This window comes from Halopseudomonas sp. (genome assembly GCF_036960865.1).
GTDB lineage: Bacteria > Pseudomonadota > Gammaproteobacteria > Pseudomonadales > Pseudomonadaceae > Halopseudomonas.
The window spans coordinates 201762-221067 of sequence record NZ_JBALWE010000008.1 but is presented as its reverse complement, the minus strand read 5'-3'; the positions used below and the strand labels follow the sequence as shown (position 1 = coordinate 221067).

The 19306-nt window shown below is 59.1% G+C and carries 17 protein-coding genes; 15 read left to right on the top strand and 2 right to left on the bottom strand.

The genetic code is table 11. The features are described 5' to 3' along the window. The first annotated feature begins 1 nt into the window (after position 1). The 13 genes from V7747_RS13265 to V7747_RS13205 all read left to right on the top strand — a co-directional run bounded on the left by V7747_RS13265 (position 2) and on the right by V7747_RS13205 (position 13153). Entirely contained in the window at positions 2–1279 is a 1278-nt protein-coding gene (locus tag V7747_RS13265; RefSeq protein ID WP_335616498.1) for a sensor histidine kinase, read from the top strand. Next, complete coding sequence (locus V7747_RS13260) at positions 1276–1917, top strand: response regulator transcription factor (protein ID WP_335616497.1); 642 nt, start codon at positions 1276–1278, stop codon at positions 1915–1917. The genes V7747_RS13265 and V7747_RS13260 overlap by 4 nt, the downstream gene beginning before the upstream one ends. Before the next feature lie 192 nt (positions 1918–2109). After that, a complete protein-coding gene (exaC, locus tag V7747_RS13255) occupies positions 2110–3630 on the top strand; it encodes an acetaldehyde dehydrogenase ExaC (protein WP_335616496.1) in 1521 nt (506 codons plus the stop codon). Between the two features lie 735 nt (positions 3631–4365). Beyond that, on the top strand, positions 4366–4977 hold the full coding sequence (locus V7747_RS13250) for an SLATT domain-containing protein (protein WP_335616495.1): 612 nt from the start codon (positions 4366–4368) through the stop codon (positions 4975–4977). A gap of 94 nt (positions 4978–5071) precedes the next feature. Continuing rightward, positions 5072–5467: a DUF6173 family protein gene (locus V7747_RS13245; protein ID WP_335616494.1), complete on the top strand. Its 396-nt coding sequence runs from the start codon at positions 5072–5074 to the stop codon at positions 5465–5467. Between the two features lie 95 nt (positions 5468–5562). Then, the gene (locus V7747_RS13240) at positions 5563–6423 is read left to right on the top strand and encodes a hypothetical protein (protein WP_335616493.1); all 861 of its coding nucleotides are present in this window, start codon (positions 5563–5565) and stop codon (positions 6421–6423) included. A gap of 339 nt (positions 6424–6762) precedes the next feature. Then, positions 6763–7791, top strand: a complete 1029-nt coding sequence (locus tag V7747_RS13235) for a hypothetical protein (RefSeq protein ID WP_335616492.1) — start codon at positions 6763–6765, stop codon at positions 7789–7791. Between the two features lie 303 nt (positions 7792–8094). Continuing rightward, on the top strand, positions 8095–8166 hold the full coding sequence (gene pqqA, locus V7747_RS13230) for a pyrroloquinoline quinone precursor peptide PqqA (protein WP_063607997.1): 72 nt from the start codon (positions 8095–8097) through the stop codon (positions 8164–8166). A gap of 56 nt (positions 8167–8222) precedes the next feature. After that, a complete protein-coding gene (pqqB, locus tag V7747_RS13225; protein ID WP_088277984.1) occupies positions 8223–9134 on the top strand; it encodes a pyrroloquinoline quinone biosynthesis protein PqqB in 912 nt (303 codons plus the stop codon). A gap of 10 nt (positions 9135–9144) precedes the next feature. Further along, on the top strand, positions 9145–9897 hold the full coding sequence (pqqC, locus tag V7747_RS13220; protein ID WP_335616491.1) for a pyrroloquinoline-quinone synthase PqqC: 753 nt from the start codon (positions 9145–9147) through the stop codon (positions 9895–9897). After that, complete coding sequence (gene pqqD / locus V7747_RS13215; RefSeq protein ID WP_096006507.1) at positions 9894–10172, top strand: pyrroloquinoline quinone biosynthesis peptide chaperone PqqD; 279 nt, start codon at positions 9894–9896, stop codon at positions 10170–10172. The genes pqqC and pqqD overlap by 4 nt, the downstream gene beginning before the upstream one ends. Then, the gene (gene pqqE, locus V7747_RS13210) at positions 10144–11286 is read left to right on the top strand and encodes a pyrroloquinoline quinone biosynthesis protein PqqE (protein WP_335616490.1); all 1143 of its coding nucleotides are present in this window, start codon (positions 10144–10146) and stop codon (positions 11284–11286) included. Before pqqD ends, pqqE begins: the two co-directional genes overlap by 29 nt. Continuing rightward, complete coding sequence (locus V7747_RS13205) at positions 11252–13153, top strand: alpha/beta hydrolase family protein (RefSeq protein WP_335616489.1); 1902 nt, start codon at positions 11252–11254, stop codon at positions 13151–13153. The genes pqqE and V7747_RS13205 overlap by 35 nt, the downstream gene beginning before the upstream one ends. Before the next feature lie 174 nt (positions 13154–13327). On the opposite strand, the gene V7747_RS13200 is transcribed toward V7747_RS13205, so the two are convergent. Both V7747_RS13200 and V7747_RS13195 read right to left on the bottom strand, forming a co-directional pair. Beyond that, entirely contained in the window at positions 13328–13774 is a 447-nt protein-coding gene (locus V7747_RS13200) for a hypothetical protein (protein WP_335616488.1), read from the bottom strand. A 39-nt stretch (positions 13775–13813) separates the two neighbouring features. Continuing rightward, positions 13814–15967, bottom strand: coding sequence for a 4Fe-4S binding protein (locus tag V7747_RS13195; RefSeq protein ID WP_335616487.1), 2154 nt, complete (start codon positions 15965–15967; stop codon positions 13814–13816). 203 nt (positions 15968–16170) lie between these two features. Here V7747_RS13195 and ercA point away from each other — a divergent pair, with 203 nt between their 5' ends. Beyond that, on the top strand, positions 16171–17334 hold the full coding sequence (gene ercA, locus V7747_RS13190; protein WP_335616486.1) for an alcohol dehydrogenase-like regulatory protein ErcA: 1164 nt from the start codon (positions 16171–16173) through the stop codon (positions 17332–17334). Further along, positions 17318–19048 (top strand): hybrid sensor histidine kinase/response regulator, encoded by a 1731-nt coding sequence (locus tag V7747_RS13185; protein WP_335616485.1) that lies wholly within the window; start codon positions 17318–17320, stop codon positions 19046–19048. The genes ercA and V7747_RS13185 overlap by 17 nt, the downstream gene beginning before the upstream one ends. Positions 19049–19306: the final 258 nt, after the last annotated feature.

Here is a 19306-nt window from a genome sequence, read left to right as displayed (position 1 = left end):
GATGAAAACCCTGCCGCTGGCGGCGCGCCTTTATACGGGTGTGCTGCTGGCTTTCGCTGCGATGTTGCTCAGCCTGCTGCTGGTGCTGCTGCAGCAGGCCGAGAAAGATCTGGTGCGCGAGCTGCACGCCAGCCGCGCGCTGGCCTTGCAGCTGTTTGACGGCCTGTCGCGCAGCGCCGGTTCACCCGACCCGCAGCAGTTCGACGGCCTGCGTCACCTGCGCATCAGCCGCGTGGGCGAGGCGCTGCCCGCAACCACGGCTGAAGACGTGCCGCGTTGGCTGGTCAACTGGCTGCAACCTGCGGTGGATGAACGCTTCCCGCCGCTGACGCTGTCGTTCAACGACGGCTCCCAGTGGCACATCACCCCCGACCCCCACGACGAACTCGGCGAAATCTGGGAATCGGTGCAGCTCCTGCTGCTGGTATTTGCCGCCGCGCTGGCGGTGTCACTGCTTGCCATTCACTGGGCGCTTGGCCGTGGTCAGCGCGCCTATCAGCAACTGCTCGGCGGCCTGCATGAGGTTGCTGCAGGGCGCTTCAATACGCGGCTGGCCGCCAGCCAGCAACCGGAACTGAACCAGCTGGCCGAGCGCTTCAACAGCATGGCCGGCGCGCTGCAGCAGGCCGAACAGCGTAACCAGAACCTGACCGAGCGGCTGCTCAGCGTGCAGGAAGATGAGCGCACGCAGCTGGCCCACGCGCTGCACGACGATCTGGGCCAGTACCTCACCGGCATCCGCGCCCAGACCTTCATGCTGCAGCACAGCCGCAGCGCCTCGCCCGAGCAGATCGAGCAGCTCAGCCAGCAGTTGATCGGTAGCTGCGACGGCCTGCAGCAGGGCTTTCGCGCCCTGGTGCGCGACCTGCACCCGGTGGTGCTGCAGCGCCTTGGGCTGGAGCAGGCACTGGCCCAGCTGAGCGAACAATGGCAGGTGCAGCACGGCATCGACTGCCGCCTGCTGCTGACCACCGACCTGCCCGAACTCACGCCCGACGCCCGCGCGCATCTCTATCGGCTGGTGCAGGAAGCCCTGAACAACGTCGCCCGCCACGCCCGCGCCACGCTGGTGCAGCTCTGGCTGGGCTGCGTTGGCGATCAACTGGTGGTGCGCATCGAAGACAACGGCCGCGGCCTGGCGCAGAACAGCAACTGGGGCATCGGCATGCACTCGATGCACGAACGGGCCCGCTGCCTGGGCGCCGCGCTGCAGCTGCGCGGCGCCGAGCAGGGCGGGCTGATACTGGAACTGAGCATTCCCTGGAGGCAGGCAGCATGAACATCTTGCTGGTGGACGATCACGCGGTAGTGCGCCAGGGCTATACCAGCCTGCTGGCGATGATGCTCGGGCAGGCCGAAGTGCGCGGTGTGGAAAGCGGCGAAGACGCCATCGCCGCCGCCCAGCAGCGAGTGCCCGATCTGGTGGTAATGGACATCGGCCTGCCCGGCATCAGCGGCATCGAAACCGCGCGCCGGCTGATCCAGCGCTGGCCGCTGCTGCGTGTGCTGTTCTTCAGCATGCACGACGAACTGCCGCTGGTGCGTCAGGCGCTGGCGACCGGCGCGCTCGGCTATATCACCAAGAACGCCCCGCCCGAGGTGCTGCTCGACGCGGTTGGCCGCTGCCTCAAGGGCCAGCGCTACATCGAACAGGAGCTGGCCACCCAGCTGGCCTGCGCCGGCAGCGATGAACGGCTCGACCCGCGCCTGCGCGACGTGACCCAGCGCGAGTTTGAAATCTTCGTCATGCTCGCCCGCGGCGTGCCGCCAAGGCAGATCGCCGAGAACCTGTGCATCAGCAGCAAAACCGTTTCCAACAACCTCACCGTGCTCAAGCAAAAGCTCAACGTCAGCTCACTGACCGAACTGGTGCATCTGGCGATTGATACCGGCGTGCTGCGGGTGCAGCGCGCCTGACCGCTGGTCGGCTGCAACACGGCTGAGCCGCCCGGCAGCTAGCCTGAGAGGGCGCCATGGGTCGGGCAATCTACTACTAAATAACGACGTCAACCCTGCCAACGGCGCATACCAGACACCCCGGCGCCGTTACTAAGATCGAACCATGACTTGACCCGTGCGGGGTCAGGCTTCGCTCAGAGGAAAACAACAATGATCTATGCACAACCTGGAGCCGAAGGCTCAGTCGTTTCCTTCAAGTCTCGCTATGGCAACTACATCAACGGCGAGTTTGTCGCACCGGTCAAAGGCCAGTACTTCACCAACCTGACCCCTGTCACCGGCAACGCCGTGTGTGAAATCCCGCGCTCTACCGCAGAAGATATCGAGAAGGCGCTGGACGCCGCTCACGCTGCCAAGGATGCCTGGGGCAAGACCTCCGTGCAGGCGCGCAGCAACATCCTGCTGAAAATCGCCGACCGCATCGAGCAGAACCTCGAACTGCTGGCCGTCACCGAAACCTGGGACAACGGCAAAGCCGTGCGTGAAACACTGAACGCCGACATCCCGCTGGCCGCTGACCACTTCCGCTACTTCGCCGGCTGCCTGCGCTCGCAGGAAGGCACCGCTGCCGAGCTGGACGAGCACACCGCCGCGTACCACTTCCACGAGCCGCTGGGCGTCGTTGGTCAGATCATTCCGTGGAACTTCCCGCTGCTGATGGCTGCGTGGAAACTGGCCCCGGCGCTGGCTGCCGGTAACTGCATCGTGCTCAAGCCGGCCGAGCAGACCCCGCTGAGCATTCTGGTGCTGATGGAAGTCATCGGCGACCTGCTGCCGCCGGGCGTGCTGAACGTGGTTAACGGCTACGGCCGCGAAGCCGGTGAAGCACTGGCCACCAGCACCCGCATCGCCAAGCTGGCGTTCACCGGTTCCACCCCGGTTGGCCGTCACATCCTCAAGTGCGCTGCGGAAAACATCATCCCGTCTACCGTCGAGCTGGGCGGCAAGTCGCCGAACATCTACTTCTCCGACATCATGCAGGCGGAAGAGTCCTTCATCAGCAAGGCCGTCGAAGGCATGGTGCTGGCGTTCTTCAACCAGGGCGAAGTGTGCACCTGCCCGTCCCGCGCGCTGATCCAGGAAGACATGTACGACGACTTCATCGGCATGGTGCTGGAGCGTACCCGCAGCATCAAGCGCGGCAACCCGCTGGATACCGAAACCCAAGTCGGCGCACAGGCTTCCGAGCAGCAGTTCGACAAGATCCTGTCCTACATGGAAATCGCCCGCGAAGAGGGTGCCGAGTTCCTCATCGGTGGCGGCGCAGAGCGCCTGAACGCCGAGTTCGGCAACGGCTACTACATCCAGCCGACCCTGCTCAAAGGCCACAACAAGATGCGCATCTTCCAGGAAGAAATCTTCGGCCCGGTGGTCAGCGTCACCACCTTCAAGACCGAAGCCGAAGCCCTGGCAATCGCCAACGACACCGAGTTCGGCCTGGGCGCCGGCCTCTGGACCCGCGACATCAACCGTGCCTACCGCATGGGTCGTGGCATCCAGGCTGGCCGCGTCTGGACCAACTGCTACCACATGTACCCGGCCCACGCCGCGTTCGGTGGTTACAAGAAGTCCGGTGTCGGTCGCGAGACCCACAAGATGATGCTCGACCATTACCAGCAGACCAAGAACCTGCTGATCAGCTACGACGTCAATCCGCTGGGCTTTTTCTAAGCCCAGCCAGAGCAACCCTTGGGCAGGTAGCTCCACCTGCCGGGGAGAGCGTAGTACCCCGAGGGAACATGCCCCTCGTTCTGCAAGTCTGTTCGTGAAACTTTGGCGTGACTTCGGTCACGCCCTTTTTTTGTCTGGGATTTGGTGGGGCGTTCTCTATAGCACCGCTGCTGACCCGATCTCCCGTAGGGGCACGGCATGCCGTGCCCGTGGTGACGCCTGCACGAACGTGAATGGTTTGGTTCGACGAAGTGTGCGTTGCTCACCTCTGCTTTTCGCCTTCACGGCGAGCAGGGGGAAATGCATGGCCATTTCCCCCTGCACCCCCTAGGCCACCCCGACTACGCGGCCCTTCGGGTTCGCTGCGTTGCTCGTTCTGACGGGGGCCGGCAGAACTCGGCTCTGCGAGCCTCAGACATGCTGCCGTCCTATTTCCCGCCAGCCCTGCGCTACTCGCCCGCGTAAACGGGGACCCGGGGTCCGTGCAAGCAATACGGTTTTCGCCCTAACCAAAAAATCAGCTTGCCGTGTGTTCTTCTTTCGCTAAAGTAGGATGTAGTTCACAAAGCTTCGCCGCAGCGCGAGTACGTCAGAATCACCAAGGAGGGTGGAAGCCGCATGATTTTATTAAGAAATTTTCTTTATGTTCTTTCCGTGTTATACCGAGCGCAATAATTATGTATTAGTGCTGCGCTATCTAATCACTGTTATGGCTAAATTGATGAGGAGATCGGATTGAGCCTGAAGGACAGCTTCCAGAATCTTTACAAAAAAATGGATGCCACCGCAAAAACGAGATTCTATGCGTCTCGCAGGCTGAGGTCACATACAAAATTCTCGACTTATACCGTCGTGATCATCTCCATGGCGATAATTCTCATCGCCTTGATGCAGACTTATGGCATTGGTGAAAATATCCATACTAAGTATGCGAGCGTAATTCAGATTTTCTCCGCCATAGCTGTCTTGGTGTACTCACTTCTGATTGATAAAAATGAATATGCGGCAACGGCTGAAAAAATGTTTGCGTGCGCTTCAAAGGTTTCAGAACTCAAGCAGAGGATGCATCCACTCAAAGAAATGGAAAATCCGCCAGAGGACCGCTACTCGGCATTTCAAAAGGAATATTGGCAGATTTTGGATTTATATGAGACACACGCGAATAACGATTTCGCCGGTGACAATATTCGCGCACGCCTGGATATGACAGAGTTCTACAGTTTTTCGAAACCAGAGCGAGTAATGAAACGCATAAAAGTATTTCGACTTTATGTCTTTGATTTCGCCTCCTATGCTTTGGTATTGGGAGCTCTGTTCTGGGTTATAAAATGGCTTTGGCTGGGGTGATAAGTCTTAAAAATTTGGTCAACAGGACGCCAGCTAAGTGCGCTCCGTTGTCGCCCATTACCACTGGCGTTATGTATCTTGGAGGTAGTCATACATGGACCCTAAAGACCTTATGTCAGGTTTCGCAATTCCACCTGAAGTACGTCTTTCTGCGATTCCTACAGATCCAAACCTAGCAAGCGAATTTCACCATCGACTCATAAACTGGATTAATGATTTCCATAAATCATTAGACGATGAGCATGAGGTAGGAGCTAGGCTCGTAAGCTTTGGCCAATCGATTACATTTCATGTTGAAGATATAAGTTGGTGGAATCCATCATTAATTTCTTTCATTGGTAAAACGGAAAATGGAGAGCCTGTTGAGCTAATTCAGCACGTTTCTCAAATCAGTATCTTGCTTGTCAAAATGAAGCGCTCGGAACCCCAAGTACCCAAAAGGCCAATCGGCTTTGCAAGTTGGGAAGAGTACGAGAGCCAAAAAAAATAGCTAGTGGTTAAAATCGCTCGCTCCGTTCTCTGGTACGGGCTAGAGCCCACCCCTTAACCAAATATTTTGGGTCTAAGCCCCGCGGGCTTGTGTAAATGGAAAATTTAATAGACTCTTTTATCAACTATCAAAGTCGATCAGAGCTTGAACTTTCTGTGCGCGCTGAGCGAATGAAACCTACGAAGGAATATTTAAAACTGGATCCTAAAGAAAAATCGATCCAATTTCTTCGGGGCGTAGACTCTAGGGCTGGGTTTGCGCTGGCTGGTTATTATATTTTCATTGCTTCTGGCTCGGAGGAAATGAATACAACGTCTATTGAAGGATATCCAGGCGCTGTGCTCCAGTCCTACTTAAATCGTAGCTCGCTAAATAATATATCTTTGGCCTGCAGAAAGGTCTTCGATCATGGAATCAAGGGCTCATTAACAGGAGCTTTCTTCGCAAAAACGAAAGATATTGTTCTGGAACAGCATGCGGATTACTGGTCAAAATCCTCGGGGAAATCGTTTGACGAGGCTCTTCAGGCGCTGAGATTTCTGCGATCATTCTTTGGCGTATGTTCTAAAAGTAGCTCGAATTTATTGCTGGAAGAAAGTCCTTTGTGTAAGCGCATTGGCTTCCTTAAACAATATGCGGATAGGGCTGCATCTCATTTGTCGTTAGATAGTTATGAAGTGGATGTAGTTGATGTGTTCCATGTGGTCGCATCGCTAACACTGGTTGCAGAAATAATTCGAAGCTTTGATAGGTCGTGTGTGGAATCATCTTTCTATAATGATTTGGATGAAGCTTCTCATAGTTCCGCTAAGGCGATTTTTCCAAATATTATTGAGCATAGACTGTTCGAAAATATAAGTGTCGAGCGTCAGGCGAGGCTTTGCTGGTCGAGAGGTGAAGAGTACGGGCTACATGTTTTGTTAAGGCAGGTCCCATATGCAACAGGTTTTGTATGATGGCCATTGCATCTAATAAAGCCAGTCCGTACGCATTGCTCCTCGATCGGTAGCTGCACTCCGTCGCATCGCGCCCGCCTAGAGCTGCCTGTTTGCAGTATTAGTCTCGCGAATTAGAGATCGAATGTCGAGGAAACTTGGCGTATTAGGATTGTTAGAGTATGTGATCGTCACCATTAGGCGGGAACTTTAAGGTGGTCTCTAGGGTGTTCAGTGGTCTAAGAGTTGAGTGTGCTTTAAGGTAAAGCAAGAGTGAAATCATAGCAGAGTTTTCAAGTGATTTGTTTTGCTCGCTCAGGGCTCGCTAAAGCTAGATGTTAACCAGGTGTTAGGTGCCTTATGAGATTGATGGAAGAGTTTATAAATGAAATGAAGCGTAATGATTCGCGCGGGCGATGCCTGCATTTTGAGAGTGGAGAGCGTTGCAATGAAATAATTAGTGCTCACTCAATTCAGAAAAGTAATCAATTAGGTGCGATAGTAGAATTTGGTCATGTGTACCGTATGGTCGCTGATGTTTCCAGCTTTGGGAGTGGTGATTGGCGACCCGTGCCAAAAAAGATTGGATGGAAAAAAGCGTCTACGTTTTCCGGGTTTTGTAAGTATCACGATAACGGGCTTTTTGCGCCTATTGATAATTTTCCTTTAGAACCAACTTCTGAGCAAGTCGCGCTTTATGCCTATCGCTGTGTGTGTCGAGAGTATTTTGTAAAAGAAAATGCTGTGGATACATTAAAAAAATTTATAAGTAATCCTGCGCTGCATAGTGGGCAGAGAAGAATGATTGAGAACTCTTTTGCCGGGCATTTGCTTGGGTTTCAGCGCTTGCAGTATCACAAGAAATATTTCGATGCAGCGTTGTTTTCCAAGGAGTATGACGAGTTTGAATTTCTAACGCTGACGTCAAGTTCGCCGTGGCATCTGCAATTGTCAGGCGTGCTATATCCTGACTACGATTTTCTCGGAGAGAACCTTCAAGATCTTAGTGACTTTAAGTTCCCCCTGAATTTGATTACATTTTTTACTGCTCCTTTAGCTAAAGGGTGGTCATTTACCTTGTGCTGGCACGCAAGTAGTAATAATTCATGTGTTGCACTCGCAAGGTCTTTGGCCAGAGTAATAAGTCGTGGAACACGCCCGCAAGACGTGTTACTCAGGTTTTCATTTTCTTGCTGTGAAAATCACGCTTTCCGTATCACTTGGTGGGATGCTTTGCCTGCTTTGGCGAAAGAAGCTATTTTGAATCGAGTAGCCTTAATGGCAGACCCAGAGACTCCTGTGCCGTCAGATTACCTAGCAAAAGGTTTGGAAGGCATAGCGGATTGGGAAATGGAAAATGTATTCACTACGCTTAATGTTGCCCCATAAATCGTAGCTAGGAAGCGTTTTACAATGCACGCTCCGCTCACTGCCGCTGGTTGACTCCTGCCTCTCGGTTGAGGCTTTCCGTGCCTGCGTTGCGAGGTGTATTGGTTTTGTTGGTTTCACCTACTGCGTTCTTGGCATCAAAAATAGCCTTAGCGCTGCGCAAAGCAACCACCCCCACACCAACCAAATCACGACCAAATCTACTCCCAAAGTATCATTCGTACCCCCCGATCCCGGTGTTTAACTGAGTCCGTCGGTTCCTGCCGACGCTGTAAACCCACGCAATAACAAGAGGATCGACCCATGTGGACTAAACCCAGCTACACCGACCTGCGCATTGGCTTTGAAGTCACCATGTACTTTGCCAACCGCTGAGTACCGGGCGCCCCGGTTTCCGGGGCGTTTAGGCACGCTGGCCGAGGACAGATCCCATGCATGTACAGATACTTGGTTCAGCTGCTGGCGGCGGTTTTCCGCAGTGGAACTGTAACTGCCGCAATTGCGACGGCTTGCGCCGTGGCACGCTGAACGCGAAAGCGCGTACCCAATCTTCCATTGCCTTGTCGGATGACGGGGTGAACTGGATTCTCTGCAACGCTTCCCCTGACATTCGCACCCAGCTGGAGCAGACGCCTGTGCTGCAACCGGCGCGGGCGGTGCGTGATACGGCGATTCGGGCGATTGTGCTGATGGACAGCCAGATTGATCACGTGACCGGGCTGCTGACCCTGCGTGAGGGCTGCCCGCATGAGGTCTGGTGTACCGATATGGTCCATGAGGACCTGCAGACCGGCTTCCCGCTGTTCCCGATGCTGAGCCATTGGAACGGTGGCCTGCAGCGCCGCCGGATCGGGTTGGGCGAGCCGTTCCGTATTCCGGCTTGCCCGGCGCTGGAGTTTTTGCCGATTCCGCTGCGCAGCGCGGCGCCGCCGTATTCGCCGCACCGCAACGACCCGCACCCCGGCGACAACATCGGCCTGCTGGTGCGCGACACCAATACCGGCGGGGTGCTGTTTTACGCACCGGGCCTGGGCCAGCCGGATGACGGGTTGCTGGCGACCATGCGCGATGCCGATTGCCTGCTGGTGGACGGCACCCTGTGGCGCGACGACGAGATGGCCTTTGCTGGCGTGGGCGACAAGCTCGGCAGCGAGATGGGCCACCTGCAGCAGAGTGGGCCGGGCGGGATGATCGAGCTGCTGGATGCGCAGCCGGCCAGCCGCAAGGTGCTCATTCATATCAACAACACCAATCCGATCCTGGACGAGGACTCTGCCGAGCGCGCCGAACTGGTGGCGCATGGCATCGAGGTCGCCCATGACGGTATGCAGATCGTTCTGTAAGGAGGCCGCCATGCAGCGCGAGCCGATGAGTATTGCCGAATTCGAGCAGGCCCTGCGCGACAAGGGCCGCTACTACCACATTCATCACCCGTTCCACGTTGCCATGTACGACGGCAGCGCCACCCGCGAGCAGATTCAGGGTTGGGTGGCGAACCGTTTTTACTATCAGGTCTGCATTCCGGTGAAGGACGCGGCGATTCTGGCCAACTGCCCGGACCGTGACACCCGCCGCGAGTGGATTCAGCGCATCATCGACCACGACGGCGAGCCGGGCAGCGAGGGCGGTATCGAGGCCTGGCTGCGCTTGGGCGAGGCTGTGGGGCTGGACCGCGAGGTGCTGCTGTCGCAGGAGCTGGTGCTGCCGGGCGTGCGCTTTGCGGTGGATGCTTACGTCAACTTCGCCCGCCGGGCCAGCTGGCAGGAGGCGGCCAGTTCGTCGCTGACCGAGCTGTTTGCCCCGCACATTCATCAGTCGCGGCTGGACAGCTGGCCGCAGCATTACCCGTGGATTGATCCGGCCGGGTACGACTATTTCCGCAAGCGCCTGAAAGAGGCCCGCCGCGACGTCGAGCACGGCCTGCGCATTACCCTGCATCACTACACCACCTGGGAGGCGCAACAGCGCATGCTGGAGATTCTGCAGTTCAAGCTGGACGTGCTCTGGAGCATGCTCGACGCCATGACCATGGCCTACGAGCTGGAGCGCCCGCCGTATCACACGGTCACGGCCGACAAGGCCTGGCACCGGGGGATTGCGCTATGAATCCGGTGGTGCGCGATAACACGCCGGTGCTGCGCCCCGGCTTTCGTCTGCAATGGGAACCGGTGCAGAACAGCCACGTGCTGCTCTACCCGGAGGGCATGGTCAAGCTGAACGAGAGCGCCGCCGAGGTGCTGTTGCTGGTGGATGGCAAGCGGCCGGTCGCTGACATCATCGACACGCTGACAGACAAGTTTCCCAATGTGCCGGGACTGGACGAAGACGTTCTGGCCTTTATCGAGGTGGCTCATGCTCAACACTGGCTCCACATCCGCTGAACAGGGGCCACCGCTGTGGCTGCTGGCCGAGCTGACCTACCGCTGCCCGCTGCAGTGCCCGTACTGCTCGAACCCGCTGGAGTTTGCCAACCACAAGGGTGAGTTGAGCACCGCCCAGTGGATCGACGTGTTCACCCAGGCGCGGGCGCTGGGCGCTGCGCAGCTGGGCTTTTCCGGTGGCGAGCCGCTGGTGCGCGAAGACCTCGCCGAGCTGATCGGCGCGGCGCGTGAGCTGGGTTTTTACACCAACCTGATTACCTCCGGCATGGGGCTGACCGAGGCCAAGATCGAGGCCTTCCGCGAGGCTGGGCTGGATCATATCCAGATCAGCTTTCAGGCTTCCGACGCCGAGATCAACAATATGCTGGCCGGCTCGCGCAAGGCGTTCGAGCAGAAGCTGGCGATGGCGCGTGCGGTCAAGGCGGCGGGTTACCCGATGGTGCTCAACTTCGTGACCCACCGGCACAACATCGACCAGATCGACCGCATCATCGAGCTGTGCGTGGCGCTGGAGGCGGATTTTGTCGAGCTGGCGACCTGTCAGTATTACGGCTGGGCGCACCTGAACCGCGCCGGGCTGTTGCCGACCAAGGCGCAGCTGGATCACGCCGAGCAGGTCACCAATGCGTGGCGCCAGAAGCTGGCCGAGCAGGGCAACCCGTGCAAGCTGATTCTGGTCACCCCCGATTACTACGAGGAGCGCCCCAAGGGCTGCATGAACGGTTGGGGCAATATCTTCCTGACCATCACCCCGGACGGCACCGCGCTGCCGTGCCACAGCGCGCGGCAGCTGCCGGTCAGCTTCCCCAGCGTGACCGAGCACAGCCTGTCACACATCTGGTATGACTCCTTCGGTTTCAACCGCTTTCGCGGCTATGATTGGATGAGCGAGCCGTGCCGGTCCTGCGACGAAAAGGAGAAGGACTTTGGCGGCTGTCGTTGTCAGGCGTACCTGTTGACCGGCGATGCCACCCAGGCAGACCCGGTGTGCAGCAAATCGCCCCACCATCACAAGATTCTGCAGGCCAGAGCCGAAGCAGAGCAGCCCCAGCCGGGGATAGAGGAGTTGACCTTCCGTAATGAACGTACCTCGAGGATCATCTGCAAGGTCTGATAGCCACCAACCCGGGCGCTGGGCCAGCGAGTTCAGCGCCGCCGATGCGGTCGCCGCCACTGCCGATTACAGCGACCTGTGCTGCGCCGATGGCGCGCTCTGGTGGCTTGAGTTCAGGCCCAGCCAGGGCCGTAGTCTGGTCATGCGCTGGCGTGACGGGCAGACCGAAACCATCACGCCGCAAGGCTATGCTGCGCGTAGCCGCGTCTATGAATACGGCGGCGGCAGTTTTTGCGTAATACCGGGCGAGTACGAACCCGATTGCCAGGTGGCCTTCGTCAACGAGGCTGACCAGCAGATTTATCTGCAGTCCGTGGTAGCACGGCAGTTGCACAAAATTACCCGCCATCCGGAGTATCGTTACGGAGGCCTCTGCGCCGACCTGCCGCGGCGCCGTGTGCTTGCAGTGGAAGAGGCGCATTTGCCGGGACGCGTAGAGCACCGCTTGGTGGCCATTGGCGTGGACGCCAGCCGCCAAGTTCTGGCCGAGGGCGCTGATTTTTACCACTCGCCGGTCTTGAGTGATGACGGCAGTCTACTCGCCTGGATTGAATGGGATCGGCCACACCTGAGCTGGACCCGCACCCGCCTGATGCGCGCCGAGCTGGATGCACAGGGCAGGATCAGCCGCGTTATCGCAGTGCCCGGTGGTGAGGAGGCTTTTCAGCAGCCGCAGTTCAGTGCCAGCAATACCCTGTGCTGCCTGACCGACCGCAGCGGCTACTGGGTGCCCTGGGCGTTTTCCGCCAATGGCGACGCCGTGCGTTTACCCGGTCACGCCGCCGATCACGCGCCAGCACCCTGGCAACAGGGCACCAACACCTGGCTAATGCTGGGTAATGACTGGTTGGCGCTGAGTTGGACCGACGGCGGTTATGGGCATTTGGCCCTGCGTCACGCACGCACCAGTGAGGAGCGCTTGCTGGCGCACGACTACAGCCGCTTTCGCAGCCTGTGCAGCGATGGCAGAGCGCTCTACTGCATTGCGGCCTCGGCCAGTTGCAGCGCTGCGATCCTGCGCATTGATCTGACTAGCGGTGCGCTCAGCCGGCTGCGGGGTGACGACAGCAGTTTGCCCGCCAGCGAGCTGGCCAGGCCGGAACGGCTGTTGTACCTGAGCGCCGGTGGTGAAACCGCCCATGGCTTTTTCTACGCACCGCGCAACAGCCAGCAAACCTCGACTCAGCCGCCGCCGCTGCTGATATTTACCCACGGCGGGCCAACCTCGGCCTGCTACCCGGTATTGGACAACCGCATCCAGTTCTGGACCCAGCGCGGCTTCGCCGTGGTTGATCTCAATTACCGTGGCAGTACCGGTTATGGCCGCGCCTACCGCCAACGGCTGCAGGGTGGCTGGGGCGTAGTGGACGTGGAAGATGTACTGGCAGCGGTTGAGCACCTTGCCGGCAAGCAACGTATTGACCCCCGCCAGGTGTTCATCCGTGGCTCCAGCGCTGGCGGCTACACCACGCTCTGCGCGCTGGTGGCGGGTGGCAATCGCTTCCGCGCTGCGGCCAGTCTGTATGGCGTGAGCGATCCGCTGCAGCTGCGTGCCGTCACCCACAAGTTCGAGGCCGACTACATCGACTGGCTGATCGGCGACCCCGATACCCAGCCAGAGCGCTACGTCGAGCGCTCCCCCCTGGCCCAGGCCGAACGCATCCGTACCCCGGTGATCTTCTTCCAGGGCCTGCGCGACGCAGTCGTACTGCCCAGCCAGACCGAGCAGATGGTCGCCGCGCTGGACGACAATGGCGTACCGGTGCACAGCGTCACCTTCGCCGACGAACGCCACGGCTTCCGCAAGGCCGCGCATCTGGCGCAGGTGCTGGAAGAGGAGTTGGCGTTTTATCGGTCGTGGTTGTAGCGGCCAAGGGCTCTACCGGGAGGACCGCGTTCGTGCCGTCCTGCACTTCGGTGATTCAGGCTCAACGCTGCCCAGGGAAGGCTGTGTGCCACCTCGGCCACCGGCCACGGGTGCAACGCCCGAGGCGGAGTTGAAACTCGCTCTTCCGGTTGTCGGCGCTGCAGAGTCTCTCTATTAACCAGAGGCCGTCTGCTGGCGCTGGTTGGCCTCGTGCAAGGCGGCAAACTCGGTCATGCCCAACGCCGCGATCACGTTGTGCTGATCATCCAGAATCTCGTACATCACGCCGTTGGTGCCGCGAATGCTGAACAGCACTACAGTGCCGCCATCGCCGCCGCATTCGCGGTGGGGCGTGGTGTCGGCGGCGCTCACGGTGTAGCTGCCGGTGGGCCGTATTTCCTTGAGGTCGCCGTTGGCGTGATAGAGATGGTGCTCGCCGCTGACCACGAAGGTGTGGTTCAAGGCGCAGTGGCGGTGCAGGACGATCGGGTCGTGCGCGCGGAAATGAAAGATTACATCTACCAACTGATGGGCTTGGTCGATGTTCAGAATGCTGTAAGAGAAATTGTCGAAGCCGGGCAACTGGTTCCAGTGGATCTGGCTGTCGTCAAAGCTGTGCATGGTGTTGCTCCTGTTGTGGTTTCCCAGCTGGCTGGTGGCTCAACGGCTGGGTGCCCAGTCGCTGACAATAATCTGGCCAGCGGCTGCCTTTTGCGCTTTGGCCGCCTGTTTGCTGGCACTGATGCTGGCGACGCACTGGTCTTCGTTGTTCAGGATCACGATGCACTCCAGGCACTGAATGCATTCGTCGTAGTCGATCTCGCCGCTGCGCTTGATGGCTCTGATCTCGCACTGGTTGTGGCAGTGCTGGCAGGGCTTGCCGCAGGCATCGACGCGGGTCAGCCAGGAGAACAGCCGCAGTCGGCCGAGCACCGCCAGGCCGGCGCCCAGCGGGCACAGGTAGCGGCAATAGAACTTGTGCACGAACAGGCCGATACCCAGCAGCAATACGGCATAGAGTACAAAGGGCCAACTGCGCACGAAGACCAGGGTGATCGAGGTCTTGAATGGCTCTATCTCGGCCAGGCGCTCGGCCAGCGTCAACGAGTAGAAGGCGCTCGGCACTAGGGTTATCAGGATCAGATACTTGAGCCATTGCAGGCGTTGATGCGCGCGTTCGCTGATTTTCCATTGCCGCAACTTGAGCCGCTTGGCCAGCCAGCCGACCATTTCCTGCAGGGCGCCGAACGGGCAAAGCCAGCCGCAGAACAACCCACGGCCCCAGATGAACAGGCTGGCAAAGGTAAACACCCACAGACAGAAGATCACCGGATCCATCAGAAATACCGTCAGATCGAAGCCATGCCACAGTGCGAGCAGCAGGGTGAAGATATTCACCACCGACAGCTGGCCCTGGGCGTAGAAGCCGATAAAAAACAGGGTGAACAGCAAAAAGCCGCCGCGAAACAGGTGAAAGGCGCGGCTGTGCTCGCTGACTTGACGCTGTTTGACGAACACCACGCAAAGCATGATCAGGCTGACCACCAGCAAGACGACTTGCCAGGCCCGATCCTGCCACATGCGCAGCCACACCGGAGTGGGTTTGGCTGCAGCAACCGGTGTCTGCAGCGCAAACAGCTTGGCATCCAGGGTCAATGGGGTAGTGAACGCTGTTTGCTGCTCAATCAGCGGATTGCGTCGCAGGCTGACATTCAACTGCAGTTCGGCTGGCTCCAGCGGGTTAAAGGCGGCGTGGGTCTTGATGCGGAAGATGGTCGCCTGCAAGTCGGCTTCGGGGGTGTTGATCTGCTCTAGTACGGCACCGTTATTGAAGTTCATGTCATGCAGCTCAATCGCTTTGTTGTGCTGCAGCAGATTGATGCGGCTGGCGGTGGTGGCGGGGATGAAGTCTGCGGGTATGTGCGTATAGCTGCCGCGTGACATCACCAGCAGCGCCTGCTCGTTGCTCGCCAGTTCCTCTTGCAGTTGCGCAAAACCGGCATCTCCCAGCAGGTTGCGGCCGATGCTGGGGGCGTTCAGGTAGGCAAAGTACAACTCGCTGAAGGTATCTGCGTCAGGGTCCTGCAGGCCGGGGTAGAGTGCCAGCGAATGCCCCAGCTGTTGTTCTACGGCGGCGGCTGACAGGGTCCAGTGCTGTACGTAGCCACGGTCCAGCAGTTGTTGCCAGTCCAGCGGTTGATAAAGATCCGGCTTGGCGACGGCTTGCGGGCCCTGGGCAAAGTCGGCCAGCAGCGCCCGGGCGACGGTCATTGCCGACTGCAGGACGCTTTCATTGAGGATGACCACCGACACCGTAGCCTTGCTGACGCCATCGATGTAGCTGAGGGTATCGCCGTCCACCGGGTTGCCATGGGTGCTGCCCACCACGATGGGGGTGGCCAGGTTCAGGCCGGCGTACTGGTCGGTGAAATCGAACAGCGATTGCTCGCCCAAACCGTGCAGGAAAACCGGCTCGTGGTGTTCCAGCACTTTTACACCGGTCAGCTTGCCGGCGGGTGTCATGCCGATCAGCAGGCGTATCGGCTTGCCGGAGAAACCCTGCAGACTGGAATAATCGGTTGAAAGAAAGGCGTAGCCCAGCAACTGGTCGAGCTGGAATGCTTGATACACCGGAGGCTCGCCCTGCTTGGGCAGAATGCGGGTAGCACTGGGGAAGAGTTGTTGCACCCTCTGTTCCACGGACTGGTCCATGGATTGCTCGGGCGCTGCGCTGTTGGCCATGCCGACGCTGGGTAGCAGCCAGAGCGTCAGCATCAGCAGCGCGGACAGCGCCGGAGAAAGGCAAGCAGGCATGGGGTGGGTCCCGGATTATTGTGATTTTCCCCATGCTAGTGCGCCACTCTGGCTGAGCCATGCCACTTAGGGCCTGTTGTGCCGCTACTTCAGTCGTAGGACTGGCTGTTTCAGCTTAAAAAGGTGCAGGCTTTAGGTTAGGCTGCAAACACGCTCACGCACTGCCCAGAGCCCCCATTACAAAAACAACGCGGTACCACTCCATGTCTTACGATATCAGCCAGCTGCGCAAATTCGTCACGCCGGAAATTATCTTCGGTGCTGGCGCGCGCAAGACCGTTGCCAACTACGCCACCACCTTTGGCGCCAAGAAAGTCCTGCTGGTGTCCGATCCGGGCGTGCAGGCGGTCGGTTGGGTAGTGGATGTGGAAGAAAGCCTGCAGGAGCAGGGGATCGACTACGTATTGTTTACCCAGGTGTCGGCCAATCCGCGTACCGAAGAGGTGATGCACGGTGCTGAGGTATACCGTGCGGCGGGCTGCAACGTGATAGTGGCGATTGGCGGCGGCAGCCCGATTGACTGCGCCAAGGCCATTGGCATTGCAGTGGCGCATGATCGTCACATTCTGGAGTTCGAGGGCGTGGACACCATTCGCGCACCAATTCCGCCGCTGATCTGCATTCCCACTACCGCCGGCACCTCGGCTGACGTGTCGCAATTCGTGATCATTTCCGATCAGCAGGAGAAGGTGAAGTTCTCCATCATCAGCAAGGCGGTAGTGCCGGATGTATCGCTGATCGACCCGGAAACCACCTCGACCATGGACCCCTTCCTGTCGGCCTGTACCGGGGTGGATGCCATGGTGCACGCCATTGAAGCCTTCGTCTCCACTGGTAGCGGTCCCATGACCGATGCCCACGCGCTGGAAGCCATGCGTCTGCTCAACGGCAACCTGGTAAAGATGATTCAAAGCCCGCAGGACATCGCCCTGCGCGAGCAGGTGATGCTCGGCAGCCTGCAGGCTGGTCTGGCGTTTTCCAACGCGATTCTTGGCGCGGTGCATGCCATGTCGCACAGCCTGGGCGGCTTTCTCGACCTGCCGCACGGCCTGTGCAATGCGATTCTGGTGGAGCATGTGGTGGCTTTCAATTTCGACTCGGCACCGGATCGCTTCAAGGTGATTGCGCAAACGCTGGGTATCGATATTCGCGGGTTGAGCACGCCGCAGGTGAAGCAGCGCCTGGTTCAGCACCTGATCGACCTCAAGCAGGCGGTGGGCTTCAATCAATCGTTGGCAATGCATGGCGTGAGTAATAGCGACCTGCGCATGCTGTCGCTGCACGCCATGGATGATCCGTGCATCCTAACCAACCCGCGTGAATCCAGCCTGGCCGACGTTGAGGTGGTCTATGCCGAAGCCCTCTGATCCGCGCCGTGAGGTGCTGACAGGGCTACTGGGGCTGGGCTCGCAGTCGTCGCGCAAGAGTTACTACCCTGAACTGCTGGCGCGGCTGGAGGAGCTGGAAGCTGAACGCAACCGCTACAAGTGGCTGTTTGAAAACGCGGTGCACGGTATCTTTCAGGCCAGCCTGGGCAAGGGGCTGCTGACCGCCAACCAGTCGCTGGCGCGCATGCTCGGTTATGGCTCGGTGACGGCACTGGTCGCCGCCCGGCAATCGCTGGAACAGGGCTTTTTCATCAGCGCTGACGAGTTTCAGCGTATCCGCCGGCACCTGCTGTTGCAGGGTGAGTTGACGGGGTATGAAACCCGCCTGGCCCGCGCCGACGGCAGCCTGCTGGATGTGCGTATGAACATTCTGCTGCGCCCGGATGCGGGCGATCATGTGATTGAGGCCTTCGTGGCCGATGTGACCGAACGCAAGCAGGCGCAGCTGGCCATGCAGCAGCTCAACGACGAACTGGAGCAGCGCGTTCAGGAACGCACCCGCGAGCTGGAAACCCTGAATGAAAGCCTGCGCTTCGAGATCATCGAACGCGAGCGCACCCAGTGCGAGTTGCGTGAAGCGCGTGACGTGGCCGAGCAGGCCAATCGCAGCAAGGATCGCTATCTGGCTGCCGCCAGTCATGACCTGTTGCAGCCACTGAATGCCGCCCGCCTGCTGATGGCGACGCTGCGCGACAGCGCACTGCCGGCCAGCGCTGCGCAGATGGTCGAGCGCTCGCACACGGCGATGGAAAGCGCCGAGGACATGCTCAGCGATCTGCTGGATATCTCCCGTCTGGATCAGCCAAATCTGCAGGCTGAATTCAATGATTACGCCATCGCCGATGTGATCGAACCGCTGCTCAGCGAGTTTTATAGCGTGGCGCAGGCTGGCGGCGTGACGCTGCGCGGGCGCCTGCCAAATCGTACGGTGCATACCGATTACCGTTTGCTGAGTCGCATCTTGCGCAATTTCATCAGTAACGCCATCCGCTACACCGAGCGTGGTGGAGTGCTGGTGGGATGCCGGGTGCGCGGCGAGCAGCTGTGCATTCAGGTTTGGGACACCGGTCGCGGCATCGAGCGGCAGGACTTTCGCCGCATCTTTCAGGAATTCAATCAGCTGGAGGTGGGCAAGGCGGGGCAACGCAAGGGCGTGGGCCTGGGGCTGGCGATTGTGGAGCGCATCGCGCGGCTGCTGCGGGTGCGCATTGAGGTGCAGTCGCAGGTGGGCCGGGGTTCGGTATTTTCCGTCAGTGTGCCGCTGGCGCCGGATTTGCCTGTGCGCGCCGCCAGCAACAGCCTGCTGGATAGCCTCGCCGTGCCATTGCAGGGACGCCGCCTGCTGGTGATTGATAACGAGGAAATCATTCTGCAGAGCATGCAGAGTCTGCTGCAGCAGTGGGGCGCAGAGGTGGTGCTCGCACTGGATGCCGATGCCGCGCTTGATGCACTGAGCGGCGTACCGCCGGATGCCATTCTGGTTGACTACCATCTGGATAACGGGCTGACCGGCTGCGACGCGGTAAGTCGGCTGCGCACGCACTTTGCCCAGTCATTGCCCGCCATCATGATTACCGCCGACCGCACTGAGCATTGCCAACGGGTATTGCGTGACATGGGCATGCCGATACTCAACAAGCCGTTGAAGGCCGGCAAGCTGCGCGCGATGCTGGGCAAATTGCTGCAGCCCTGACGCCGGTCGGGCAAACCGCTTTGCGCTGCATTGGGGCAAGCGCGCCCACGCGGTGCACGGCGGCTGCGGTGATGGCCTGCTCGCGCCGCGCAGGCTGCTCTGGACCAGCCTGCAGCGCCCGGTTATCGGAGTCTGCCGCCAGGGGGCGGACCAGAGTCGACCACCTGCGCTGAACGGTACGCACCTTGCTTCCCCTTGCTCACCCGTAATCCTCTGCCTTGAGCGGTCGAGGGCCGTTTGCGGGTGTTCTGCCGGTGT